Source organism: Klebsiella sp. BIGb0399 (genome assembly GCF_003752615.1).
Taxonomy (GTDB): domain Bacteria; phylum Pseudomonadota; class Gammaproteobacteria; order Enterobacterales; family Enterobacteriaceae; genus Klebsiella; species Klebsiella lignicola.
This window is the reverse complement of record NZ_RKHT01000010.1, coordinates 240,882-263,922: the sequence shown is the minus strand read 5'-3', so window position 1 is coordinate 263,922 and position 23,041 is coordinate 240,882. Positions and strand designations below refer to the sequence as shown.

Below are 23,041 nucleotides of genomic sequence, written 5' to 3'. Positions count from 1 at the left end.
CCGCCAGAAAGACAATGGGTATAGATTATGAAGAATGCAACGTTCTATCTGCTCGACAATGATACGCAACAGGATGGCTTAAGCGCCGTTGAACAACTGGTGTGTGACGTTGCCGCAGAACGTTGGCGCAGCGGCAAACGTGTGCTGATTGCCTGCGAAGATGAGCAGCAGGCCATTCGCCTCGATGAAGCGCTGTGGGCGCGTCCCCCGGAAAGCTTCGTCCCGCATAATCTGGCGGGAGAAGGCCCCAGAGGCGGCGCACCGGTGGAAATTGCCTGGCCGCAAAAGCGCAACAGCAGCCCGCGGGATATTCTGATCAGTCTGCGGGTTAATTTTGCAGATTTTGCCACCGCTTTCACAGAAGTGGTAGACTTTGTCCCTTACGAAGATTCTCTGAAACAACTGGCGCGCGAACGCTACAAAGCGTACCGCATGGCTGGTTTCAACCTGAATACGGCAACCTGGAAATAATGGAAAAGACATACAACCCACAAGATATCGAACAGCCGCTTTACGAGCACTGGGAAAAGCAGGGCTATTTCAAACCGAATGGTAATGAAAGCCAGGAAAGCTTCTGCATCATGATCCCGCCGCCGAACGTCACCGGCAGTTTGCATATGGGTCATGCTTTCCAGCAAACCATCATGGATACCATGATTCGCTACCAGCGCATGCAGGGTAAAAATACCCTGTGGCAGGCAGGTACCGACCACGCGGGTATCGCTACCCAGATGGTGGTGGAGCGTAAGATTGCTGCTGAAGAAGGTAAAACCCGCCACGATTACGGTCGCGATGCCTTTATCGATAAAATCTGGCAGTGGAAAGCCGAATCCGGCGGCACCATTACCCGTCAGATGCGCCGCCTTGGCAACTCCGTGGACTGGGAGCGCGAGCGCTTCACCATGGACGAAGGCCTCTCCAATGCGGTGAAAGAAGTCTTTGTGCGCCTGTACAAAGAAGACCTGATTTACCGCGGCAAGCGCCTGGTCAACTGGGACCCGAAACTGCGCACCGCGATTTCCGACCTCGAAGTGGAAAACCGTGAGTCCAAAGGCTCAATGTGGCACATCCGCTACCCGCTGGCCGACGGCGCGAAAACCGCAGACGGTAAAGATTACCTGGTGGTGGCGACCACCCGTCCGGAAACCCTGCTGGGTGATACCGGCGTGGCCGTTAACCCGGAAGACCCGCGTTACAAAGACCTGATTGGCAAATTCATCGTGCTGCCGCTGGTTGACCGCCGCATTCCGATTGTCGGCGACGAACACGCCGATATGGAAAAAGGCACCGGCTGCGTGAAAATCACCCCGGCGCATGACTTTAACGACTACGAAGTCGGTCGTCGTCATCAGCTTCCGATGATCAACATTCTGACCTTTGACGGCGATATCCGTGAAAGCGCGGAAGTGTATGACACCAAAGGCGAAGAGTCCGACGTTTACTCGAACGCCATCCCGGCGGAGTTCCAGAAAATGGAACGCTTTGCCGCGCGTAAAGCCGTTGTTGCCGCTATCGACGCGCTGGGCCTGCTGGAAGAGATTAAACCGCACGACCTGACCGTACCGTACGGCGACCGTGGCGGCGTGGTTATCGAACCGATGCTCACCGACCAGTGGTACGTGCGTGCCGACGTGCTGGCTAAACCGGCCGTGGAAGCGGTTGAGAACGGCGACATCCAGTTCGTGCCGAAGCAGTACGAAAACATGTACTTCTCCTGGATGCGCGATATTCAGGACTGGTGTATCTCCCGTCAGCTGTGGTGGGGTCACCGCATCCCGGCGTGGTATGACAACGAAGGCAACGTCTACGTGGGCCGCACCGAAGACGAAGTGCGTCAGGAAAACAACCTGTCCGCTGACGTCGCGCTGCGCCAGGACGAAGACGTGCTCGACACCTGGTTCTCCTCCGCGCTGTGGACGTTCTCAACCCTCGGCTGGCCGGAAAACACCGATGCTCTGCGTCAGTTCCACCCGACCAGCGTGATGGTCTCTGGCTTTGACATCATCTTCTTCTGGATTGCCCGCATGATCATGATGACCATGCACTTCATCAAAGATGAAAACGGCAAGCCGCAGGTTCCGTTCCATACCGTCTACATGACCGGTCTGATTCGTGACGACGAAGGCCAGAAGATGTCCAAATCCAAGGGCAACGTCATTGACCCGCTGGATATGGTCGACGGTATCTCCCTGCCGGATCTGCTGGAAAAACGTACCGGCAACATGATGCAGCCGCAGCTGGCAGAGAAAATCGCCAAACGCACTGAGAAACAGTTCCCGAACGGCATCGAGCCGCACGGCACCGACGCCCTGCGCTTCACCCTGGCGGCGCTGGCCTCTACCGGCCGTGACATCAACTGGGACATGAAACGCCTGGAAGGTTACCGCAACTTCTGTAACAAGCTGTGGAACGCCAGCCGCTTCGTGCTGATGAACACCGAAGATCAGGATTGCGGCTTTAACGGCGGCGACATGGTGCTGTCTCTGGCCGATCGCTGGATCCTTGCGGAATTCAACCAGACCATCAAGAACTACCGCGAGGCGCTGGACAGCTACCGCTTCGATATCGCCGCGGGCATTCTGTATGAATTCACCTGGAACCAGTTCTGTGACTGGTACCTGGAGCTGACCAAGCCGGTTATGACCGGTGGTTCAGACGCTGAACTGCGCGGCACCCGCAACACGCTGGTGACCGTGCTGGAAGGACTGCTGCGCCTGGCGCACCCGATCATTCCGTTCATCACCGAAACCATCTGGCAGCGCGTGAAGGTCATTTGCGGCGTGACCGCCGACACCATCATGCTGCAGCCGTTCCCGCAGTACGATGCGTCTCAGGTCGATGAAGCGGCGCTGGCCGATACCGAATGGCTGAAGCAGGCGATCGTCGCCGTGCGTAATATCCGTGCGGAAATGAACATCGCTCCGGGTAAACCGCTGGAACTGCTGCTGCGCGGCTGTAGCGCTGACGCTCAGCGTCGCGTGACTGACAACCAGAGCTTCCTGCAGTCGATGGCGCGTCTGGAAAGCATCACCGTGCTGTCTGCCGATGATAAAGGTCCGGTTTCGGTCACTAAGATTATCGACGGCGCCGAGCTGCTGATCCCGATGGCGGGTCTCATCAACAAAGAAGATGAGCTGGCGCGTCTGGCGAAGGAAGTGGCGAAAATCGAAGGTGAAATCAGCCGCATCGAAAGCAAGCTCTCCAACGAAGGTTTCGTAGCCCGTGCCCCGGAAGCGGTTATCGCCAAAGAGCGCGAGAAACTGGAAGGCTACGCGGAAGCGAAAAGCAAACTGATTGAACAGCAGGCGGTCATCGCCGCGCTGTAATCCATCCGCCCCTTGCGCAATCCGGCAAGGGGCGTTTTTTTATCCGCGTTCCCCGCTTGCACTTTCCCCGTACAGGGTGTTATTAACAACACCATCCGCTATTTTTTTGCTATGAGTCATCGTATGAATACGATCGCGACCACCACATTGTCGCTGCGCCGCATCACCGCTGAAGATAATGCCGCTATTGCTCAGGTTATCCGCCAGGTTTCTGCGGAGTATGGGCTGACGGCAGATAAAGGCTATACGGTAGCCGATCCGAATCTGGATGAGCTGTTTGAGCTTTACAGCCAGCCGGGATCGGCCTATTGGGTGGTTGAACAGGATGGCCGGGTGGTTGGCGGTGGCGGCGTAGCGCCGCTGGCCCATAGTGAAGCGGATATCTGCGAGCTGCAGAAAATGTATTTCATGACCTCCGCCCGTGGCCAGGGGCTGGCAAAGAAACTGGCGCTGCTGGCGCTGGAACACGCCCGCGAGCAGGGTTTCAAACGCTGCTATCTGGAAACCACCGCCTTTTTGAAAGAAGCCGTCGGGTTGTATGAACACCTCGGCTTCCTGCATATCGACGCGCCGCTGGGCCGTACCGGCCATGTGGACTGCGAAGTCCGGATGCTCAAAGCGCTGTAGCTTCTCAGCGCCGTGATCCTCCCCGGTGGTGCTTCGCTGACCGGGCTACAGGTTCGTGCGATTTGGTAACCCGGACTGATGCCGAGCGCCGCCTCCGGCATCTCCCCGGTGGCGCTTCGCTGACCGGGCTACAGGTTCGTGCGATTTGGTAACCCGGACTGGTACCGAGCTCCGCCTCCGGCATCTCCCCGGTGGCGCTTCGCTGACCGGGCTACAGGTGCGTGCGGTTTGGTAGCCCGGACAGGTGCGGAGCACCGCCTCCGGGATTATCCTCTCTCAGGCGCTGACCGGGACGCCGCTGTGGAAACGCAACTCGGCTTCTGGCGCGAGAATAAGCGCCGCCTCGGCTTCGCCAAGCTGGCGGATCCGCTCGCTGATATCCTCATCGGCAATCTGCTGCGCTAGATCCAGGTAATCCTGATAATGCCGCGCTTCGGAGCGCAGCAGCGACAGATAGAACTTCTGCAGATCGTCATTCAGCCACGGCGCCAGTGCCGCAAAGCGCTCACAGGAGCGCGCCTCGATATAGGCTCCGCAAATCAGCTTATCGATAAGCATCACCGGTTCGTGGGAACGCACCTCCCTGCGTAATCCGCGCGCGTAGTTACTGGCGGTCATTTTGACGTAGGGGATATCGTGGGCCAGCATCATCTCCCGCACCTGCCAGAAGTGATGCAGCTCCTCTTTAATCAGCAGCACCATACTGTCCACCAGCTGACGCCCCCAGGGGTCGTCGGTCTGCGGCATCGTGCTTTTGTTGATCTGTTTATGCAGCGCAGCGAAATCCGGCTCGGGCCCCCAGCGGTAGGTAAAGTCTTCATACGGCTTCAGGCAGGCCAGCAGTTCGTCGGCCCCGCTTTTATCGGCGACATATTTGCGCACCAGCAGCAGCGCGTTCTGCGCCGCTTTAAGCTCGCAGACCATGTGGTCGGTCAGCAGCAGCGGCAGATTTTCCGGCTTACGGGCTTCATCAATCCATGCCTGCGGCGTCGGGCAGTGGAGAAAATTGAGTACAGGGGCGAGTATTTGCGGGTAGTCCATTAAAGTTCCTTGCTATACGCCAACGGTCATCGGTCGTCACCGTATCCAACAATGCGCAGGATCGCTCAGGTGCATTAAGGCGAAAAACCCCGACGGCATAGTCGCTATGTCGCCGGGGTTTCTGAGTATCGCCAACAGAGAAGTGCCTGAAGGATGACGTGCAGGCTTGCTTAGTGACGAACGCCGTCGTCGTCTTCATCGACGAGATCTTCGTCGTCTTCTTCGTCACCGTCTTCGCCGTTAGGGTCTTCGTAGTAGGTTCCCCAACCGTCATATTCAACGCCGAATTTCTCTGCCAGGTTCAGCAGCTGCTCCACCTGGGCATCAATCAGTTCTACTTTTAAGGCACTTTCGCTCAGGATATCGCAGCAGATAACCACTTCGCCTTCTTCGACTTCCAGCTCTTCCGGCTCGGTCACTTCGTAGCCCATTTTGAAAGCTTCTACTGCCACTTTCTCCAGAGTTTCAAAGTCGTCGGCGGAGAGATGATGCTCGATGGTGTACAGCGCATCAGGGTCGCTGCCGTCTTCGAGCAGTTCTTCGATAATCAGACGCGTTTCTTCGCGCTGTTCTTCCAGTAGTTCCGGGTTTGCCATGGCTTGTTCCTCATAATGTGCGACAGATACTTCTATTGTCACATACCGCCGTGATTGCCTCCACCTTTGTGCAAAAGATTTGTGAAACGGGGTTGCAAATGAATATTCATACATATAAATTGAATTTTAATTCAATAAGTGGCTTAAGCCAGCGAGGGAACCATGTCCGCGTTTTATCACAAACATTTTCTAAAGTTGCTCGATTTTACCCCTGCAGAAATCACTGCCCTACTGGCGCTGGCCGCCAGACTGAAAACCGATAAAAAAAACGGCATTGAAATCCAACACCTTGCTGGAAAAAACATCGCGCTCATCTTCGAAAAAGACTCTACCCGTACACGATGCTCTTTCGAAGTTGCCGCATTTGACCAGGGCGCCCGCGTGACCTATCTCGGGCCAAGCGGCAGCCAGATTGGCCATAAAGAATCGATTAAAGATACGGCTCGCGTGCTGGGACGGATGTATGACGGTATTCAGTATCGCGGTCATGGTCAGGAGATCGTCGAGACGCTAGCCAGCTATGCCGGCGTCCCGGTGTGGAATGGCCTGACTAACGAGTTCCACCCAACCCAGCTGCTGGCCGATTTGCTGACCATGCAGGAGCATCTTCCGGGCAAAGCCTTTAACGAAATGACGCTGGTGTATGCCGGTGATGCCCGCAACAACATGGGGAACTCCATGCTTGAAGCCGCCGCGCTGACCGGGCTGGATCTGCGCCTGGTGGCCCCGGCGGACTGCTGGCCGGAAGAGAATCTGGTGGCAGAGTGCACGGCGCTGGCGCAGAAGCACGGCGGCAACATCACCCTGACCGAAGATATCGCCGCTGGCGTGAAGGGCGCGGACTTTATTTATACCGACGTCTGGGTTTCTATGGGTGAAGCCAAAGAGAAGTGGGCGGAGCGCATCGCGCTGCTGCGTGCCTATCAGGTGAATAGCGAAATGATGGCACTGACCGGCAACCCGCAGGTTAAGTTCCTGCATTGTCTGCCGGCGTTCCATGACGATCAAACCACCCTGGGCCAACAGATGGCCGAAGAGTACGGCCTGCATGGCGGCATGGAAGTGACCGACGAGGTCTTTGAATCGCCCGCCAGTATCGTCTTCGATCAGGCGGAAAACCGCATGCACACCATTAAAGCGGTGATGGTGGCAACGCTGAGTAAATAACGAAACATATCCCCGGATGGCGGCGCGAAGCGCCACCGGGGAGAACCCGGAGGCGGTGCTGACGCACCTGTCCGGGCTACCAAACCGCACGAACTGTAGCCCGGTCAGCGTAGCGCCACCGGGGAGATCCCGGACTGCGCCGTTACGCCATCCGCACCTTCACAACCACTTTACGCACTTTGGCCGGTTCGCCCGCGGCGCACAGTGGTTTGTGAACTTCGCCCGGGTAAAACACCACAAAGTCACCCTCGCTGAGAATCACGGTTTTCTCCTGCTCGCCGGCGGCGAGAAACGCAATGTCTTTCCCTTCCAGCCAGTCGGTGTCCGGCGTGCCGGCAGGCTGCGTGCTGAAGGTCATCGCCTCCTGACCACGCAGGACAATCTGGATATCCAGATAGCGAGCATGGTACTCCGCCCGGCGGGCAGCAAATGGCTCGGTGGTGTCTTCCGAGACCAGGTAAAACACATTGTTGCCGTCAATATCGTATTTTCCCGGCAGCGTCTCCTCGCTGACGTGCGCTTTAACATGCTCAATCGCCTGACGCAGCGCGTCCGGCAGCCAGGTTTGCAAATGATGGATGTGACCAACGATCATAATATTCCCCAAAATATAAAACAGCTTTTCATTTTTGTTTTTATACGCCCCTTCGCACTGCCATACCACTTCTTTTTTATGGTTTTTTGCGCTGGCGCAGGCTTCCTGAGGCAATCGTTTTCTTGTTTGTGGACTAATCACTTGATCCGAAATTTGAGCTGCATATAATGTCGGTCGATTTGCCGGGAGGAAGCATGGTCTACTGCGTACGACATTCTGTCTTACCGCGTCTGTACACAGGCGCTGGCGTAGCGTTTTTCTTTCCGTTGCTCAATGAATTCTCGAAGCCCCTTATTTAAGGGGCTTTTTTTTTGCCCAGGCGTCAGGAGATAAACATGGCTAACCCGCTATATCAAAAACATATCATTTCCATAAACGATCTCAGCCGAGAAGACCTCGAACTGGTGCTGGCGACCGCTGCAAAACTCAAAGCAAACCCACAGCCGGAACTGCTGAAGCATAAGGTTATCGCCAGCTGCTTCTTTGAAGCCTCCACCCGTACCCGCCTGTCGTTTGAAACCTCGATGCACCGCCTGGGCGCCAGCGTGGTAGGGTTCTCTGACAGCAGCAACACCTCGCTGGGCAAAAAAGGGGAAACCCTGGCCGACACCATTTCGGTCATCAGCACCTATGTCGACGCCATCGTGATGCGACATCCGCAGGAAGGGGCCTCACGGCTGGCGACCGAGTTTTCCGGCGGCATTCCGGTCCTCAACGCCGGCGATGGCGCCAACCAGCACCCGACGCAAACCCTGCTCGATCTGTTCACCATTCAGGAAACCCAGGGCCGCCTGGAAAATCTCAACGTCGCGATGGTCGGCGACCTCAAATATGGCCGCACCGTCCACTCCCTGACCCAGGCGCTGGCGAAGTTTAACGGCAACCGCTTCTACTTTATCGCTCCGGATGCGTTAGCCATGCCGCAGTACATCCTCGATATGCTGGATGAGAAAGGGATTGCCTGGAGCGTGCATAGCGCCATTGATGAAGTGATGGAGGACGTGGATATTCTCTACATGACCCGCGTACAGAAAGAGCGTCTCGACCCGTCCGAATACGCCAACGTGAAGGCGCAGTTTGTCCTGCGCGCCGCCGACCTCGAAGACGCCCGCGAAAATATGAAAGTGCTGCACCCGCTGCCGCGCATTGATGAAATCACCACCGATGTTGATAAAACGCCGCACGCCTGGTACTTCCAGCAGGCCGGGAATGGCATCTTCGCCCGCCAGGCATTACTGGCACTGGTACTCAATAGCGAGCTGGCTCTGTAAGGGGAAACGACCATGACACACGATAATAAACTGCAAGTAGAAGCCATCAAACGTGGCACCGTTATCGACCACATCCCTGCGCAGGTTGGTTTTAAGCTGCTGACGCTGTTTAAGCTGACCGAAACGGATCAGCGCATCACCATCGGCCTGAATCTGCCGTCAGGCGAAATGGGCCGCAAAGACCTGGTGAAAATCGAGAATACCTTCCTGACCGAAGAGCAGGTAAACCAGCTGGCGCTGTATGCCCCGCATGCCACGGTTAACCGTATCGATGATTATGAAGTGGTAGGCAAATTACGCCCTAACCTGCCGGACCGGATTAACAACGTGCTGGTCTGCCCCAACAGCAACTGCATCAGCCACGCCGAGCCGGTATCCTCAAGCTTCGCGGTCAAAAAACGTGAAAATGATATCGCGCTGAAGTGCAAATATTGTGAAAAAGAGTTTTCACATTATGTGGTTCTGGCCAACTAATTGAGGTTGGTATTGGCTACCCGGCTCCCTATAATGGCCGGGTTCCATACGCGCAATGCTGCAAGCTGCGTCTTTGCCGGCAGCACGGACCATTCGCCCCTGCCGCGACGAGGCAACTCGCAGGATGAAGGGTATATAATGCTGTTATTAAGGAGAACTCATGTCTAAAACTATCGCGACGGAAAATGCACCAGCAGCAATCGGCCCATACGTTCAGGGTGTTGATCTGGGAAGCATGATTATCACTTCCGGCCAGATCCCCGTCGACCCGAAAACCGGTAGCGTGCCGGAAGATGTCGCTGCTCAGGCGCGTCAGTCTCTGGACAACGTGAAGGCTATCGTTGAAGCCGCGGGCCTGAAAGTGGGCGATATTGTGAAAACTACCGTCTTCGTTAAAGATCTGAACGACTTTGCCACCGTGAATGCTGCGTATGAAGCGTTCTTCACCGAACACCAGGCCACCTTCCCGGCCCGTTCCTGCGTTGAAGTTGCTCGTCTGCCGAAAGACGTGAAAATCGAGATCGAAGCGATCGCTATTCGCCGCTAATCTCTGCATCACAGCCGGATAGCCTGATGGCTTATCCGGCCTGCATTGTTTGCTCAGGCCGGATACATTTACCCCTTCTCACGCATTACATCACGCCAAACAGTTTCGGCAGGAACAGCGAGATCGCCGGAACATAGGTCACCAGCAGCAGCACCAGGAACAGCACCGCATAAAACGGCAGCATCGCCTTCACCACCTGCTCTATCTTCTGCTTACTCACCGCACTGGCCACAAACAGCACCGAACCGACCGGCGGCGTGATCAGGCCAATCCCAAGGTTGACCAGCATGATCATCCCGAAGTGGACCGGGTCGATACCCAGCGCGTTGGTCACCGGCAGCAGCACCGGCGTCAGGATCAGAATCAGCGGAGCCATGTCCATCAGCGTACCGACCAGCAGCAGCATAATGTTAATGCACATCAGAATGACGTACTTGTTATCCGAGATGCTGGTAAAGGCTTCGGTGATGCGCATCGGCAGCTGCATGTAGGTCATGATGGCGCCAAAGGCGGCGGCAAAACCGATCAGGATCATCACGATCGTGACGGTCTTCACCGTGCGATACATCAGCTTTGGCAGCTCGGACCATTTGTAGTCACGGTAGATAAACATGGTGACAAAGAAGGCCCACAGGCAGGCAATCGCCGCCGATTCCGTGGCGGTGAAAATACCGGAGAGGATCCCGCCCATGATGATCACTACCGTCATCAGGCCCCACAGCGTATCGACAAAGATCGTCAACGCCTGGCGAAACGGCACCCGCTCGCCTTTCGGGTAGCCGCGCTTGTGGGCAAAGCCGACGCACATCACCATCAGGGCAAAACTGAGCAACAGTCCCGGCAGGATCCCGGCGATAAACAGTGCGGCAATCGACACCGTCCCCCCGGTAGCCAGCGAGTAAATCACCGAGTTATGGCTCGGCGGCGTCAGGATCGCCTGGACCGAACCGCTGGCGGTCACCGCCGCCGCAAAGTCGCGCGGGTAGCCTTTTTTATCCATCTCCGGGATCATCACCGAACCGATAGAGGCGGTATCCGCCACCGATGACCCGGAAATCGCGCCAAAAAAGGTCGAGGCAACAATATTCACCAGCGACAGGCCGCCGCGAATAAACCCGACAAAAATGTAGGCAAAGTTCACCAGCCGCCGCGCAATCCCCCCTTCGGCCATGATCGCCCCGGCGAGGATAAAGAACGGGATCGCCAGCAGCGAGAACTTGTTCACGCCGTTGGTCAGCTGGATCATCACCGCCTCCAGCGGGATATCAATATACCAGGCGCCAACGATCGCGCTGATCCCCACGGCGTACGCTACCGGCACCCCAATCGCCAGCATGATCGCCAGCGTAAAAACGAGAATAAAGGCATCCATCTGTATTCCTCTATGCAGTCGGATCGACGATCAACTGGTTGAACCCAGCATGACGATGGGACGTTGATACTGGTCGCCGCGGCAGATCTTTTCGATGATGAACAGCAGCGTGATCGCCGAGCCAATCGGGAGCGGCAGGTAGTTTTCTCCGGCGGTGAGCAGCGGGAATTCCGCGACCGGTTGTTCCCACAGTTCGATACACAGTGAGGAGCCGTACCAGAGGATGAAAATACAGATGGCCATCAGGATAAGATCGGCCACGACAGAGCAGAAACGACGGGCGCTATCGCCCAGGCGGTCGGTCACCATGCTGACGGCGATATGTGAACCGGCGCGGTAGCTCACAGCCGCACCGATAAAGGTGAACGTCACCATGCACAATATGGCTATCGGTTCAGGCCATGACAGCGCGCTGTTCATCACGTAGCGCGCAAATATGCCAACCGGGATCACCGCCACCATCACCAGCAGCGCCAGCCCGGCAATCCACATAGAAATTCGATAAAGTATGTCCATTACCGATGAATAATATTCACCCATCACCATTACCTCGACTGAATAATCAGTTCAGGGCGGATGGAATAATCCATCCGCCTGATTAATTACTGCACATCCTGAATTTGCTTGATCAAATCCTGATGGTCTTTACCGTATTTATCCCGCACTGATTGTGTTGCTTTATAGAAATAGTCGGTGTCAATGTCATAAAACTTAACGCCCTGCTGTTTCATGGTTTCCAGCGATTTGGTGTTATAGGCTTCCCACAGCTTGCGTTGCTCGGCCTGGGCTTCTTTCGCCAGTTTGATAATTAATTCCTGATCCTCTTTCTTCAGCTTGTCCCACTTTGGTTTAGAGAACAGAAAAAGCTCAGGAATAATGAAATGCTTACTCCAGGTATAATTCTTGGCTACCGGCAGGTAGTTATGCGCCACAAAGGTTGGCGGGTTATTTTCCGTGCCGTCAATCACCCCGGTTTGCATGCCGCTGAAGACCTCGCTGGTCCCCATCGCCACCGCGTTGGCCCCCATCGCTTTTAAGGTATCCAGCGCCACCGGGCTGGTCTGTACGCGGATTTTCATCCCTTTTAAATCTTCCGGTTTGGCGACCGGATCTTTGGTAATCAGGTTGCGCGTCCCGGCGTCCATCCAGCCAAGGAACACCAGCCGTGACTTGCTGTTCGCGGTCAGTCGGTCGCCAATTTCCTGGCCGATCATGCCGTCCAGCACGTGGTGCATATGGTCTTCATCGCGGAAGACATACGGCAAGGTGAAGACGTTGATTTCCGGTAAAATCGCCGCTACTGGCGCCATCGACACGCGAATAATATCGATCGCGCCGAGCTGCGCCTGCTCAATCATCTGCTTTTCATCGCCCAGTACGCCGCCGGGGAACGTTTTAATATCCAGCCGTCCGTCGGTGGCGGCACTGAGTTTTTCCCCCATGTGTTTTACCGCCACGACGTTAGGATAATCAGCAGGATGAACGTCGGCCGCACGCAGCGTTTGTGCCGCGGTTATCTGCGAGGTCAGCAGGAGTCCACACCCCACGCCCAGACTTAAAAGAGTTTTTCTCAGTTTCATTTACCTTCTCCAGAGATATATAAACGCTAATAGCAAACGGTTTACAGGAACAATGACGGTCTGAATGAAAAGCAGCAGGAAGAATCTTGTTATTGGTGATGCCAGGGCAGGTTAGCCCCTGTAACAAATTATTACGATGATTATGTTCACAAAAGAAGGAATAACCGTGAGATTTTCAGCACGCTGTTTCATTTTTGCAACGAAGGTCATTTTACGGAAAAAATAATGTCTGAAAGAGAACAATAGTTGTGATCTCTCACACCTTTATCATTTCAAAAAAAATAAAACACAACGCGTTGCGGAGATTATTTTTGCAGGAGCGAAAAGAGAAATGGCTGCCGCAGCAGCCATTATTTGAGATTATTGCCAGCCGTAGCGTCGGCTATAGAAACCTTTCACCATCTGGGTCAACGTCATATAGCCAACCAGAATAGCAATCAGCCACGGGAAGTAGCTCAGCGGCAGCGCCTGCAGCTGTAAATAGCCCGCCAGCGGTGAGAACGGCAGCGCGATGCCCACCACCATCACTACCAGGGTCATAGCAAACAGCGGCCACGCGGCGCGGCTCTGGATAAACGGAATCCGCCGCGTACGGATCATATGCACAATCAGCGTTTGCGACAGCAGCCCTTCAATAAACCAGCCGGACTGGAACAGCGTCTGCGCTTCCGGCACGTTGGCGTGGAACACCCACCACATCAGGCAGAAGGTCAGAATATCGAAAATCGAGCTGATCGGGCCGAAGAAGACCATGAAGCGCCCCAGTTCCGCAGGGTTCCAGCGCTGCGGCTTGCGGATCTGCTCATCATCGACGTTATCAAACGGGATCGCCACCTGGGATACATCGTACAGCAGGTTCTGGATCAGTAAGTGCAACGGCAGCATCGGCAGGAACGGCAGAAAGGCGCTCGCCACCAGCACGCTGAAGACGTTACCGAAGTTCGAACTGGCGGTCATTTTGATGTATTTCAGCATGTTGGCGAAAGTACGGCGGCCTTCGATCACCCCCTCTTCCAATACCATCAGGCTTTTTTCCAGCAGAATAATATCCGCCGCTTCCCGGGCAATATCCACCGCGCCATCCACGGAGATGCCGATATCCGCCGCGCGCAGCGCCGGAGCATCGTTGATGCCATCGCCCATAAAGCCGACCACATGCCCTTCGCGCTTCAACAGCGTCACGATGCGCTCTTTATGCAATGGCGCAAGACGGGCGAACAGCGTGGTGCGTTTTGCCAGTTGGGCCAGCTCGTCATCGCTCAGCGCTTCAATCTGGCTGCCGATGACCACTTCGCCGGGGTCCAGCCCCACTTCATGGCACACTTTCGCCGCGACCAGTTCGCTATCCCCGGTGAGGATTTTGACGGTAATCCCGCTGGCCTTCAGCGCTTTCAGAGCCGGCGCGGTGGTCTCTTTCGGCGGATCGAGGAAGGCGATGTAGCCTTCGAGAATCAGGTCAGACTCATCGGCCCGCTGGTAGTCGCCTTCGCGGGCCGGCAGATAGCGGGTCGCTACCGCCACCACTCGCAGCCCCTGGCGGTTGAGCGTATCGGTCACGCGTTTGATGCGGCGCAGCATGGTGTCGTCCAGCGGCACGATATCGCCGTTGTAGCGCACCTGGGTCGACACATTAAGGATCTCCTGCAGCGCGCCTTTGCAAATCAGCTGATGTACCCCTTCCTGCTCACTCACGACCACCGACATGCGGCGACGCTCAAAGTCGAACGGGATCTCATCCACTTTCTGCCAGCGTTCGGAAAGCTGACGCGCCGCGTCGAGTTCAACCCCTTCCAGCACCGCCGTATCGAGCAGATTTTTCAACCCGGTCTGATAGTGGCTATTCAGCCAGGCGCTGTGCAGTACCCGCTCGCTGACTTTGCCGGAGACGTCGGTGTGGTTCTCCAGCACGATTTTGTCCTGCGTCAGGGTGCCGGTTTTATCGGTACACAGGATGTCCATCGCGCCGAAATTCTGGATAGCATCGAGGTGCTTGACGATGACTTTCTGTTTCGAGAGCTTCACCGCCCCGCGCGCCAGGGTCGAGGTGACAATCATCGGCAGCATTTCCGGCGTCAGGCCGACCGCCACCGACAGCGCAAACAGCGCCGCTTCCCACCAGTCGCCCTTGGTAAAGCCGTTAATCAGCAACACCACCGGCGCCATCACCAGCATAAAGCGGATCAGCAGCATGCTGACGCGGCTGATGCCTTTCTGGAAGGCATTCGGCTCGCTCTCCTGCTCGCTGACCCGTCCGGCCAGCTGACCAAACCAGGTGTTGCCGCCGGTCGCAAAGACGATCGCCTGCGCCGTGCCGCTCACCACGTTGGTGCCCATAAAGCACAGGGTGTCGCACTCCAGCGGGTTGCTTTGCTGTGGGTCGCGGCTGTGCACCACTTTTTCGACCGGCAGCGATTCACCGGTCAGCGAGGCCTGGGCGACGAACAGATCCCGCGCCTGGAGGATACGCAGGTCCGCGGGGATCATATCTCCCGCCGACAGCTTGACGATATCGCCCGGCACCAGCTGGTCGATAGGCAGCTCGCACCAGCGGCTTTCCCCCTGCTCGTTGACCACCCGCAGCACCGTCGCGGTATTGCTGACCATCGCCTTGAGGGCATCCGCCGCTTTAGTCGAGCGGGCTTCCTGAACAAAGTTGAGTAACGTGGAGATCCCCACCATCAGCGCAATCACGCCGGCAGCAAACAGATCTTCCGTTGCATAAGAGACGATCCCCAACACGGTGAGCAGCAGGTTGAAGGGGTTGCGATAGCAGGTCCACAGATGCACCCACCATGGCGACGGCTTCTGCGCCGGGATCTGGTTGTCGCCGAAGCGAGCTATTTTCTCTGCAACTTCGCTAGCGTTCAGCCCTTCCGGGTGGCTGTCGAAGGCGCGCCAGAGTTCATTGTCGTCCATCGCCGCCACGTTCAGGCAGTGCTTGCCTAGCGAGTCAGGAATCGGCGTACTGGCCAGATGGCGAGCGTCCGGTAACGGGTCACGCTGAACCAGTCGGCGTGGCAAATGGCGGCTGAGCTGAGCAAACAGCTGCCGGGTCATATTTTTCAACATAAACAGTCCCTCCGCGCTCGCACAAGCGAACGCAGCACAACTGACAGGCGCAACAAAACGCTACCTGTCAGGTATTATTTTTTTATGGCAGGGACATCAAGGACGTCACTGCTTTACGCTTCCGGTAAAGCAGTGCTAAGCAGGCTTACCGGAAAAGAGAGTTACTCCATCGAGGATGAGGAGTGGGATCGGGGTCCATAAAATCTCCGGTAAGTGAGGAAAAACGGCGCAGACTATAGCGCAACCAGCGGGCAAGTTGAACCCGCTGTCGCCAATAATAACCCCGCGTAACTAAACCAGACGTAAACCAGACTTTGCTCATTGCGGTTTGGTTGAGTAGCATTAGGCTCACTAAATCGGATGACCACGAGAACCCTGCATGCAAAACCGGCTGACCATTAAAGATATCGCGCGCTTAAGCGGCGTCGGGAAATCGACGGTATCCCGCGTGCTCAACAATGAAAGCGGCGTAAACGAACGCACCCGTGAACGGGTCGAAGCGGTGATGCTGCAGCACGGTTTCTCGCCTTCCCGTTCCGCCCGGGCGATGCGTGGTCAAAGCGACAAAGTGGTGGCCATTATCGTCACCCGTCTTGATTCGCTGTCGGAAAACCTGGCCGTACAGACCATGCTGCCGGCCTTCTACGAGCAGGGTTTCGATCCGATTATGATGGAAAGCCAGTTTTCTCCGGCGCTGGTCGGGGAGCATCTGAGGATCCTCGCCCGCCGCAATATCGATGGCGTGGTGCTGTTTGGTTTTACCGGCATCACCGAAGAGATGCTGACGCCCTGGCGCGAATCGATGGTGCTGCTGGCGCGCGACGCGCCGGGTTTCGCCTCGGTCTGCTACGACGATAACGGCGCGGTCAACCTGCTGATGCAGCGCCTGTACGACAGCGGGCATCGCCACATCAGTTTTCTCGGGGTGCCCCATAGTGACGTCACCACCGGGCAGCGCCGCCATCAGGCTTATCTCGATTTCTGCGCGCAGCACCAGCTCACCCCGTCCGCCGCCCTGCCGGGCCTGGCGATGAAACAGGGCTACGACAATGTCTCCAGCGTGCTGACGCCGGAGACCAGCGCGCTGCTGTGCGCCACCGACACCCTCGCCCTTGGCGCCAGTAAGTATTTACAGGAGCAGCAGATTGCCCACCTGCAGGTTGCCAGCGTCGGCAGCACGCCGCTGATGAAGTTTCTTCACCCGGAGATTGTCACCGTCAACCCAGGCTACGCCGAAGCCGGGCGCCAGGCTGCCCAGCAGTTGATCGCGCAGATCGCCGGCCAGACAGAACCCCGCCAGATCGTGATTCCCGCCGCGCTTATTTAAGCCCTGAGGATGGATTTATGTGATCCTTGCTGCGTTTAGGGAACGTTCCCATTTTGAAATTCCCACGGACCCGTTAGGATTCGTCTCAGGTCATTACGCAATCTCTTCCCTCTGTTTTGAGGCCTCATAATGAGTAAAGTAAATCAGCAGGACATCGATAAATTGATCGAACTGGTGGGCGGGCGCGATAACATTGCTACCGTCAGCCACTGCATTACCCGTCTGCGCTTTGTGCTGAACAATCCGGCCATTGCCAAACCCAAAGAGATCGAACAGCTGCGCATGGTGAAGGGCTGCTTCACCAACGCCGGGCAGTTCCAGGTGGTGATTGGCACGGAAGTGGACGATTACTACAAGGCGCTGCTGGCGACCACCGGCCAGGCATCTGCTGATAAAGAGCAGGCTAAACAGGCTGCGCGACAAAATATGAAGTGGCACGAGCAGCTGATCTCGCATTTTGCCGAGATCTTCTTCCCGCTGCTGCCGGCGCTGATCAGCGGCGGCCTGATCCTCGGCTTCCGTAACGTGATCGGCGATCTGCCGATGAGCAACGGGCAGACGCTGGCGCAAATGCACCCGTCGCTGCAAACCATTTATGACTTCCTGTGGCTGATTGGCGAAGCCATCTTCTTCTACCTGCCGGTCGGTATCTGCTGGTCAGCGGTGAAGAAAATGGGCGGAACGCCGATCCTCGGCATCGTGCTCGGCGTAACCCTTGTTTCTCCGCAGTTGATGAACGCCTATATGCTGGGTCAGCAGGTGCCGGAAGTGTGGAACTTCGGTCTGTTTACCATTGCGAAAGTCGGCTACCAGGCGCAGGTTATCCCGGCGCTGCTGGCTGGCCTGGCGCTGGGCTTCATCGAAACTCGCCTCAAACGTATCGTCCCTGACTACCTCTATCTGGTGGTGGTGCCGGTATGTTCGCTGATTCTGGCGGTCTTCCTTGCCCATGCCTTTATCGGCCCGTTTGGCCGCATGATCGGCGACGGCGTGGCCTTCGCGGTGCGTCACCTGATGACCGGCAGCTTTGCGCCGATTGGCGCCGCCCTGTTCGGCTTCCTGTATGCCCCGCTGGTGATTACCGGGGTCCATCAGACGACGCTGGCTATCGATATGCAGATGATTCAGAGCATGGGCGGCACCCCGGTGTGGCCGTTGATTGCCCTGTCTAACATCGCCCAGGCATCGGCGGTCGTCGGCATTATCATCGCCAGCCGCAAACAGAACGAGCGTGAAATTTCGGTGCCGGCCGCTATCTCGGCCTACCTTGGGGTCACGGAACCGGCCATGTACGGGATCAACCTGAAATACCGCTTCCCGATGCTCTGCGCGATGATCGGCTCCGGCCTTGCCGGGCTGCTGTGTGGCCTGAACGGCGTGATGGCGAACGGTATCGGCGTCGGCGGGCTGCCGGGGATCCTCTCCATCCAGCCAACTTACTGGCAGGTCTTCGGGTTAGCGATGGTCATCGCGGTGGTGGTGCCGATTACGCTCACCACGATCGTGTACCAGCGTAAATTCCGTCAGGGCACCTTACAGATTGTCTGATTTTATCTTTCGGGGCGCGCTAGCGCCCCTTCGTTGTAGCAGGAAAGCGATATGAATACCCTTCCCCACTGGTGGCAAAACGGCGTTATTTACCAAATTTATCCGAAGAGTTTCCAGGACACGACCGGCAGCGGCACCGGCGATCTGCGCGGGGTCACCTCTCGCCTCGACTATCTGCAAACCCTCGGCGTGGACGCTATCTGGCTGACGCCATTCTACGTCTCACCGCAGGTGGATAACGGCTACGATGTCGCGAACTACACCGCCATCGATCCCACCTACGGCACCCTGGATGATTTCGACGAACTGGTGGCCGAGGCCAAAGCGCGCGGGATCCGCATCGTGCTGGATATGGTCCTCAACCATACCTCAACCGCACACGCCTGGTTTCGCGAGTCGTTAAACAAAGAGAGCCCCTACCGCCAGTTTTACATCTGGCGCGATGGCGAGCCCACCGCCCCACCTAACAACTGGCGCTCGAAATTTGGCGGCAACGCCTGGCAGTGGCACGCCGAGAGCGGGCAGTACTATCTGCATCTGTTCGCCACGGAGCAGGCCGATCTCAACTGGGAAAACCCGGCGGTACGGGAAGAGCTCAAAAAGGTGTGCGAATTCTGGGCCGACCGCGGCGTCGACGGCCTGCGCCTTGATGTGGTTAACCTGATTTCAAAAGATCAGACCTTCCCGACGGATGACCAGGGCGACGGACGCCGTTTTTATACCGACGGCCCACGGGTTCATGAGTTCCTGCAGGAGATGAGCCGCGATGTCTTCACCCCGCGTCAGTTGATGACGGTGGGCGAGATGTCCTCCACTTCGCTGGAACATTGCCAGCAGTATGCGGCGCAGGACGGCCGCGAGCTGTCGATGACCTTTAACTTCCACCACCTGAAGGTCGATTATCCCGGCGGCGAAAAGTGGTCCCTGGCACGTCCTGACTACGTGGCACTCAAAGCGCTGTTCAGCCACTGGCAACAGGGGATGCACAACCGGGCATGGAATGCGCTGTTCTGGTGTAACCACGATCAGCCGCGCATCGTGTCGCGCTTCGGCGATGAAGGTGAATACCGGGTTCCGGCGGCGAAAATGCTGGCGATGGTACTACACGGCATGCAGGGCACCCCGTATATCTATCAGGGTGAAGAGATTGGCATGACCAACCCCCACTTCTCGGACATCAACGCGTATCGCGACGTGGAAAGCCACAACATGTTTATTGAACGCTCGGCGCAGGGACAGGCGCCGGACGAGCTGCTGGCGATCCTCGCCAGTAAATCGCGCGATAACAGCCGCACGCCGATGCAGTGGGATCGCCGCGCCCAGGGCGGCTTTACCACCGGCGAGCCGTGGATTTCCCTGTGCGATAACTATCAGACCATCAATGCCGAAGCGGCGCTGGCAGACCCGGACTCCGTGTTTTACACCTACCAGCAGCTGATTACGTTACGCAAGACCACGCCGGTGCTGATCTGGGGAGATTATCAGGATCTCCTGGCGGAACATCCTGCGCTGTGGTGCTATCGCCGCCAGTGGCAGGGCAAAACCCTGGTCGTCGCCGCCAACCTGAGTCGCGAATTCCAGAGCTGGCATCACCGCGAGATGGAGGGCGACTGGCAGGTGCTGATGAGCAACTACCCGGAGGCAGCCAGCCGCCCTGCGGCCATGACGCTACGTCCGTTTGAAGCCATCTGGTGGTTGCAGGAGTAACCTTTCCCCGGCTTGCACTGCGCTCAACCGGGCTACGGGGGCCGTTCCCGCAGCCCGGACAGGGGCGAATCACATGACGCTGGCCGGTGCCAGCGTTTTTGCCTTCTTCCCGCCAATTTCCGCTTATTTTTTAGTCAGATAAATTTACATTCCGCGCGGGTGCCCAGCCTGCGTACTCTCGTCTTTTTACTTTGTCCTGCATCAATAAAATAGCAAACATCTTTGATGCAAATCACTACATATAGAACTTAAAATGCGTGCCGGCCCTACATATGGTATCAATCGTCTATTATGTCACCATAGCCCATCGAACTCTGGCGGTGATGGGATGTGGATAAAAAGGGCCGGAACCGGAGCAACACGGCGGCAGGTATAGCCCCAGTGACTTCGGCAAACTTTCCGCCTCTGTGGATAACCTGTTCTATAAAGTATGGAGTGATCATGACACCGCATGTGATGAAACGCGATGGCTGTAAAGTGCCGTTCAAGTCAGAGCGCATTAATGAAGCAATTCTGCGTGCAGCTAAAGCAGCGGGAGTCGATGACGCAGACTATTGCGCCACCGTCGCAGAAGTCGTTAGCCAGCAAATGCAGGGCCGCGCCCAGGTTGATATCAACGAGATCCAGACCGCCGTTGAGAACCAGCTGATGGCCGGTCCGTACAAGCAGCTGGCGCGCGCCTACATTGAATATCGCCATGACCGCGATAGCCAACGTGAAAAGCGCGGCCGTCTGAACCAGGAGATTCGTGGACTGGTTGAGCAGACCAACTCGGCGTTACTCAACGAAAACGCGAACAAAGACAGTAAAGTCATCCCGACCCAGCGCGACCTGCTGGCCGGTATCGTCGCCAAACATTACGCCCGTCAGCACCTGCTGCCGCACGACGTAGTCATGGCTCACGAGCGTGGCGTGATTCACTATCACGATCTCGACTATTCGCCGTTCTTCCCGATGTTCAACTGTATGCTGATCGACCTGAAAGGCATGCTGACCCACGGCTTTAAGATGGGTAACGCCGAGATCGAACCGCCGAAGTCTATCTCTACCGCCACCGCCGTCACGGCGCAGATTATTGCCCAGGTCGCCAGCCATATTTATGGCGGCACCACCATTAACCGTATTGATGAAGTGCTCGCGCCGTTCGTCGCCGAGAGCTTCAATAAGCATCGTAAAATTGCCGAAGAGTGGCAGATCCCGGATGCCGAAGGTTACGCCCATTCTCGCACCGAAAAAGAGTGTTACGACGCCTTCCAGTCGCTGGAATACGAAGTGAATACCCTGCATACCGCCAATGGGCAGACGCCGTTCGTCACCTTTGGCTTTGGTCTGGGCACCAGCTGGGAATCCCGCCTGATTCAGCAGTCGATTCTGCGTAATCGTATCGCCGGCCTCGGTAAAAACCGCAAAACGGCGGTGTTCCCGAAACTGGTCTTTGCGATTCGCGACGGCCTGAACCACAAGTTCGGCGATGCCAACTATGACATCAAGCAGCTGGCGCTGGAGTGCGCAAGCAAGCGCATGTACCCGGATATCCTCAACTACGATCAGGTGGTGAAGGTAACCGGTTCGTTTAAAACCCCGATGGGCTGCCGCAGCTTCCTCGGCGTGTGGGAAAACGAAAACGGCGAAGAAGTTCACGATGGGCGTAACAACATCGGGGTAATCAGCCTCAACCTGCCGCGCATTGCCCTGGAAGCCAAAGGCGATGAAGCAGCATTCTGGACGCTGCTGGACGAGCGCCTGCAGCTGGCGCGTAAAGCGCTGATGACGCGTATTGCGCGCCTCGAAGGCGTCAAAGCGCGCGTGGCACCGATTCTGTATATGGAAGGGGCCTGCGGCGTGCGCCTGAAGGCCGATGACGACGTCTCTGAAATCTTCAAAAACGGCCGCGCGTCGATCTCTCTGGGCTACATCGGCATTCACGAAACCATTAACGCGCTGGCGGGCGACACCCACATGTACGACAGCGAAGCGCTGCGTGCCAAAGGTGTTGCCATCGTACAGCGTCTGCGTGATGCCGTGGACCAATGGAAAGACGAAACCGGGTATGGTTTCAGCCTCTACAGCACGCCGAGCGAAAACCTCTGCGATCGCTTCTGTCGTCTGGATACCGCCGAATTTGGCGTGATCCCGGGCGTAACGGACAAAGGCTACTACACCAACAGCTTCCACCTCGACGTCGAGAAGAAGGTGAACCCGTACGATAAGATCGACTTCGAAGCGGCCTACCCGCCAATCGCCAACGGCGGCTTCATCTGCTACGGCGAGTACCCGAACATTCAGCACAACCTGAAAGCGCTGGAAGACGTGTGGGATTACAGCTATCAACACGTGCCGTATTACGGCACCAACACGCCGATCGACGAATGCTACGAGTGCGGTTTTACCGGTGAGTTCGAATGTACCAGTAAAGGCTTTACCTGCCCGAAATGCGGCAACCACGACGCCGCCCGCGTGTCGGTGACCCGTCGCGTGTGCGGTTACCTCGGCAGCCCGGACGCCCGTCCGTTCAACGCCGGTAAGCAGGAAGAGGTGAAACGCCGCGTCAAACACCTCGGCAACGGTCAACTCGGCTAATCTCGCCACCGTCCCCCCGGATAGCGCCGCCAGCGGCCTGTCCGGGCTACAACGCACCAGCACAGGTTTCCTCAAATCAGTTGGCGTTGTAGCAAGGCGGCAAACGAGTCAGTCCCGGGAGCTTACTATAGTAAGTGACCCGGGCGAGTGAGCGCAGCCAACGCCGCTGCAGCGTCAAATGAGAAACGAACAGGCCTACGTTTTTCGCAAAGCA

The 23,041-nt window shown here is 56.7% G+C and carries 21 protein-coding genes; 13 read left to right on the top strand and 8 right to left on the bottom strand.

What is annotated here, in order from left to right:
* The first annotated feature begins 27 nt into the window (after nucleotides 1-27).
* The 3 genes from holC to EDF82_RS23715 all read left to right on the top strand — a co-directional run bounded on the left by holC (nucleotide 28) and on the right by EDF82_RS23715 (nucleotide 3,953).
* On the top strand, nucleotides 28-471 hold the full coding sequence (gene holC / locus EDF82_RS23725; RefSeq protein ID WP_123757918.1) for a DNA polymerase III subunit chi: 444 nt from the start codon (nucleotides 28-30) through the stop codon (nucleotides 469-471).
* Nucleotides 471-3,326 (top strand): valine--tRNA ligase, encoded by a 2,856-nt coding sequence (locus tag EDF82_RS23720; protein ID WP_123757917.1) that lies wholly within the window; start codon nucleotides 471-473, stop codon nucleotides 3,324-3,326. The genes holC and EDF82_RS23720 overlap by 1 nt, the downstream gene beginning before the upstream one ends.
* A gap of 123 nt (nucleotides 3,327-3,449) precedes the next feature.
* Nucleotides 3,450-3,953, top strand: coding sequence for a GNAT family N-acetyltransferase (locus EDF82_RS23715; RefSeq protein ID WP_123757983.1), 504 nt, complete (start codon nucleotides 3,450-3,452; stop codon nucleotides 3,951-3,953).
* Between the two features lie 276 nt (nucleotides 3,954-4,229).
* Here the strand turns inward: EDF82_RS23715 and miaE are convergent, their stop codons facing one another.
* Both miaE and rraB read right to left on the bottom strand, forming a co-directional pair.
* Nucleotides 4,230-4,994, bottom strand: coding sequence for a tRNA isopentenyl-2-thiomethyl-A-37 hydroxylase MiaE (gene miaE / locus EDF82_RS23710; protein WP_123757916.1), 765 nt, complete (start codon nucleotides 4,992-4,994; stop codon nucleotides 4,230-4,232).
* A 170-nt stretch (nucleotides 4,995-5,164) separates the two neighbouring features.
* Nucleotides 5,165-5,590: a ribonuclease E inhibitor RraB gene (gene rraB, locus EDF82_RS23705; protein ID WP_123757915.1), complete on the bottom strand. Its 426-nt coding sequence runs from the start codon at nucleotides 5,588-5,590 to the stop codon at nucleotides 5,165-5,167.
* 162 nt (nucleotides 5,591-5,752) lie between these two features.
* Here rraB and argF point away from each other — a divergent pair, with 162 nt between their 5' ends.
* Nucleotides 5,753-6,757 (top strand): ornithine carbamoyltransferase, encoded by a 1,005-nt coding sequence (gene argF / locus EDF82_RS23700; protein WP_123757914.1) that lies wholly within the window; start codon nucleotides 5,753-5,755, stop codon nucleotides 6,755-6,757.
* A gap of 142 nt (nucleotides 6,758-6,899) precedes the next feature.
* Here argF and EDF82_RS23695 read toward each other — a convergent pair whose 3' ends face one another.
* Nucleotides 6,900-7,352: a YhcH/YjgK/YiaL family protein gene (locus EDF82_RS23695; protein ID WP_123757982.1), complete on the bottom strand. Its 453-nt coding sequence runs from the start codon at nucleotides 7,350-7,352 to the stop codon at nucleotides 6,900-6,902.
* Between the two features lie 194 nt (nucleotides 7,353-7,546).
* On the opposite strand from EDF82_RS23695, the gene EDF82_RS23690 reads away from it, so the two are divergent.
* The 5 genes from EDF82_RS23690 (at nucleotide 7,547) to ridA (ending at nucleotide 9,644) form a co-directional block, all read left to right on the top strand.
* Nucleotides 7,547-7,651, top strand: a complete 105-nt coding sequence (locus tag EDF82_RS23690; RefSeq protein WP_123757913.1) for a pyrBI operon leader peptide — start codon at nucleotides 7,547-7,549, stop codon at nucleotides 7,649-7,651.
* Entirely contained in the window at nucleotides 7,626-7,685 is a 60-nt protein-coding gene (locus tag EDF82_RS25700) for a pyrBI operon leader peptide (RefSeq protein WP_112150686.1), read from the top strand. The genes EDF82_RS23690 and EDF82_RS25700 overlap by 26 nt, the downstream gene beginning before the upstream one ends.
* A 2-nt stretch (nucleotides 7,686-7,687) precedes the next feature.
* Nucleotides 7,688-8,623, top strand: a complete 936-nt coding sequence (gene pyrB, locus EDF82_RS23680) for an aspartate carbamoyltransferase (protein ID WP_123757912.1) — start codon at nucleotides 7,688-7,690, stop codon at nucleotides 8,621-8,623.
* 12 nt (nucleotides 8,624-8,635) lie between these two features.
* Nucleotides 8,636-9,097: an aspartate carbamoyltransferase regulatory subunit gene (gene pyrI / locus EDF82_RS23675; RefSeq protein WP_123757911.1), complete on the top strand. Its 462-nt coding sequence runs from the start codon at nucleotides 8,636-8,638 to the stop codon at nucleotides 9,095-9,097.
* A gap of 160 nt (nucleotides 9,098-9,257) precedes the next feature.
* Complete coding sequence (gene ridA, locus EDF82_RS23670; protein ID WP_123757910.1) at nucleotides 9,258-9,644, top strand: 2-iminobutanoate/2-iminopropanoate deaminase; 387 nt, start codon at nucleotides 9,258-9,260, stop codon at nucleotides 9,642-9,644.
* An 85-nt stretch (nucleotides 9,645-9,729) separates the two neighbouring features.
* On the opposite strand, the gene EDF82_RS23665 is transcribed toward ridA, so the two are convergent.
* The 5 genes from EDF82_RS23665 to mgtL all read right to left on the bottom strand — a co-directional run bounded on the left by EDF82_RS23665 (nucleotide 9,730) and on the right by mgtL (nucleotide 15,864).
* Complete coding sequence (locus EDF82_RS23665; RefSeq protein ID WP_123757909.1) at nucleotides 9,730-11,016, bottom strand: TRAP transporter large permease; 1,287 nt, start codon at nucleotides 11,014-11,016, stop codon at nucleotides 9,730-9,732.
* 30 nt (nucleotides 11,017-11,046) lie between these two features.
* The gene (locus EDF82_RS23660; RefSeq protein ID WP_123757908.1) at nucleotides 11,047-11,556 is read right to left on the bottom strand and encodes a TRAP transporter small permease; all 510 of its coding nucleotides are present in this window, start codon (nucleotides 11,554-11,556) and stop codon (nucleotides 11,047-11,049) included.
* A gap of 62 nt (nucleotides 11,557-11,618) precedes the next feature.
* Nucleotides 11,619-12,596 (bottom strand): TRAP transporter substrate-binding protein, encoded by a 978-nt coding sequence (locus EDF82_RS23655; protein ID WP_123757907.1) that lies wholly within the window; start codon nucleotides 12,594-12,596, stop codon nucleotides 11,619-11,621.
* Between the two features lie 360 nt (nucleotides 12,597-12,956).
* Nucleotides 12,957-15,665 carry a magnesium-translocating P-type ATPase gene (gene mgtA / locus EDF82_RS23650; RefSeq protein WP_123757906.1) on the bottom strand — a complete coding sequence of 903 codons (2,709 nt, stop codon included), beginning with the start codon at nucleotides 15,663-15,665 and terminating at the stop codon, nucleotides 12,957-12,959.
* A gap of 145 nt (nucleotides 15,666-15,810) precedes the next feature.
* A complete protein-coding gene (mgtL, locus tag EDF82_RS25695) occupies nucleotides 15,811-15,864 on the bottom strand; it encodes a mgtA regulatory leader peptide MgtL (RefSeq protein WP_227540168.1) in 54 nt (17 codons plus the stop codon).
* A 180-nt stretch (nucleotides 15,865-16,044) separates the two neighbouring features.
* On the opposite strand from mgtL, the gene treR reads away from it, so the two are divergent.
* The 4 genes from treR (at nucleotide 16,045) to nrdD (ending at nucleotide 22,827) form a co-directional block, all read left to right on the top strand.
* A complete protein-coding gene (gene treR, locus EDF82_RS23640; protein WP_123757905.1) occupies nucleotides 16,045-16,992 on the top strand; it encodes a trehalose operon repressor TreR in 948 nt (315 codons plus the stop codon).
* Between the two features lie 129 nt (nucleotides 16,993-17,121).
* Nucleotides 17,122-18,540: a PTS trehalose transporter subunit IIBC gene (treB, locus tag EDF82_RS23635; RefSeq protein WP_123757904.1), complete on the top strand. Its 1,419-nt coding sequence runs from the start codon at nucleotides 17,122-17,124 to the stop codon at nucleotides 18,538-18,540.
* 51 nt (nucleotides 18,541-18,591) lie between these two features.
* Complete coding sequence (gene treC, locus EDF82_RS23630) at nucleotides 18,592-20,247, top strand: alpha,alpha-phosphotrehalase (RefSeq protein ID WP_123757903.1); 1,656 nt, start codon at nucleotides 18,592-18,594, stop codon at nucleotides 20,245-20,247.
* Nucleotides 20,248-20,688: 441 nt separating this feature from the next.
* Nucleotides 20,689-22,827 carry an anaerobic ribonucleoside-triphosphate reductase gene (gene nrdD / locus EDF82_RS23625; protein ID WP_123757902.1) on the top strand — a complete coding sequence of 713 codons (2,139 nt, stop codon included), beginning with the start codon at nucleotides 20,689-20,691 and terminating at the stop codon, nucleotides 22,825-22,827.
* Nucleotides 22,828-23,041 lie beyond the last annotated feature (214 nt).

Bases quoted from the DNA above. Each gene is read 5' to 3' on its own strand.
- rraB (WP_123757915.1), bottom strand. From the start codon at position 5,590: ATGGCAAACCCGGAACTACTGGAAGAACAGCGCGAAGAAACGCGTCTG.
- EDF82_RS23660 (WP_123757908.1), bottom strand. From the start codon at position 11,556: ATGGGTGAATATTATTCATCGGTAATGGACATACTTTATCGAATTTCT.
- treB (WP_123757904.1), top strand. From the start codon at position 17,122: ATGAGTAAAGTAAATCAGCAGGACATCGATAAATTGATCGAACTGGTG.
- miaE (WP_123757916.1), bottom strand. From the start codon at position 4,994: ATGGACTACCCGCAAATACTCGCCCCTGTACTCAATTTTCTCCACTGC.
- pyrB (WP_123757912.1), top strand. From the start codon at position 7,688: ATGGCTAACCCGCTATATCAAAAACATATCATTTCCATAAACGATCTC.
- pyrI (WP_123757911.1), top strand. From the start codon at position 8,636: ATGACACACGATAATAAACTGCAAGTAGAAGCCATCAAACGTGGCACC.
- nrdD (WP_123757902.1), top strand. From the start codon at position 20,689: ATGACACCGCATGTGATGAAACGCGATGGCTGTAAAGTGCCGTTCAAG.
- argF (WP_123757914.1), top strand. From the start codon at position 5,753: ATGTCCGCGTTTTATCACAAACATTTTCTAAAGTTGCTCGATTTTACC.
- ridA (WP_123757910.1), top strand. From the start codon at position 9,258: ATGTCTAAAACTATCGCGACGGAAAATGCACCAGCAGCAATCGGCCCA.
- EDF82_RS23720 (WP_123757917.1), top strand. From the start codon at position 471: ATGGAAAAGACATACAACCCACAAGATATCGAACAGCCGCTTTACGAG.
- holC (WP_123757918.1), top strand. From the start codon at position 28: ATGAAGAATGCAACGTTCTATCTGCTCGACAATGATACGCAACAGGAT.
- treR (WP_123757905.1), top strand. From the start codon at position 16,045: ATGCAAAACCGGCTGACCATTAAAGATATCGCGCGCTTAAGCGGCGTC.
- EDF82_RS23665 (WP_123757909.1), bottom strand. From the start codon at position 11,016: ATGGATGCCTTTATTCTCGTTTTTACGCTGGCGATCATGCTGGCGATT.
- treC (WP_123757903.1), top strand. From the start codon at position 18,592: ATGAATACCCTTCCCCACTGGTGGCAAAACGGCGTTATTTACCAAATT.
- EDF82_RS23690 (WP_123757913.1), top strand. From the start codon at position 7,547: ATGGTCTACTGCGTACGACATTCTGTCTTACCGCGTCTGTACACAGGC.
- EDF82_RS23655 (WP_123757907.1), bottom strand. From the start codon at position 12,596: ATGAAACTGAGAAAAACTCTTTTAAGTCTGGGCGTGGGGTGTGGACTC.
- EDF82_RS23715 (WP_123757983.1), top strand. From the start codon at position 3,450: ATGAATACGATCGCGACCACCACATTGTCGCTGCGCCGCATCACCGCT.
- EDF82_RS23695 (WP_123757982.1), bottom strand. From the start codon at position 7,352: ATGATCGTTGGTCACATCCATCATTTGCAAACCTGGCTGCCGGACGCG.
- mgtA (WP_123757906.1), bottom strand. From the start codon at position 15,665: ATGTTGAAAAATATGACCCGGCAGCTGTTTGCTCAGCTCAGCCGCCAT.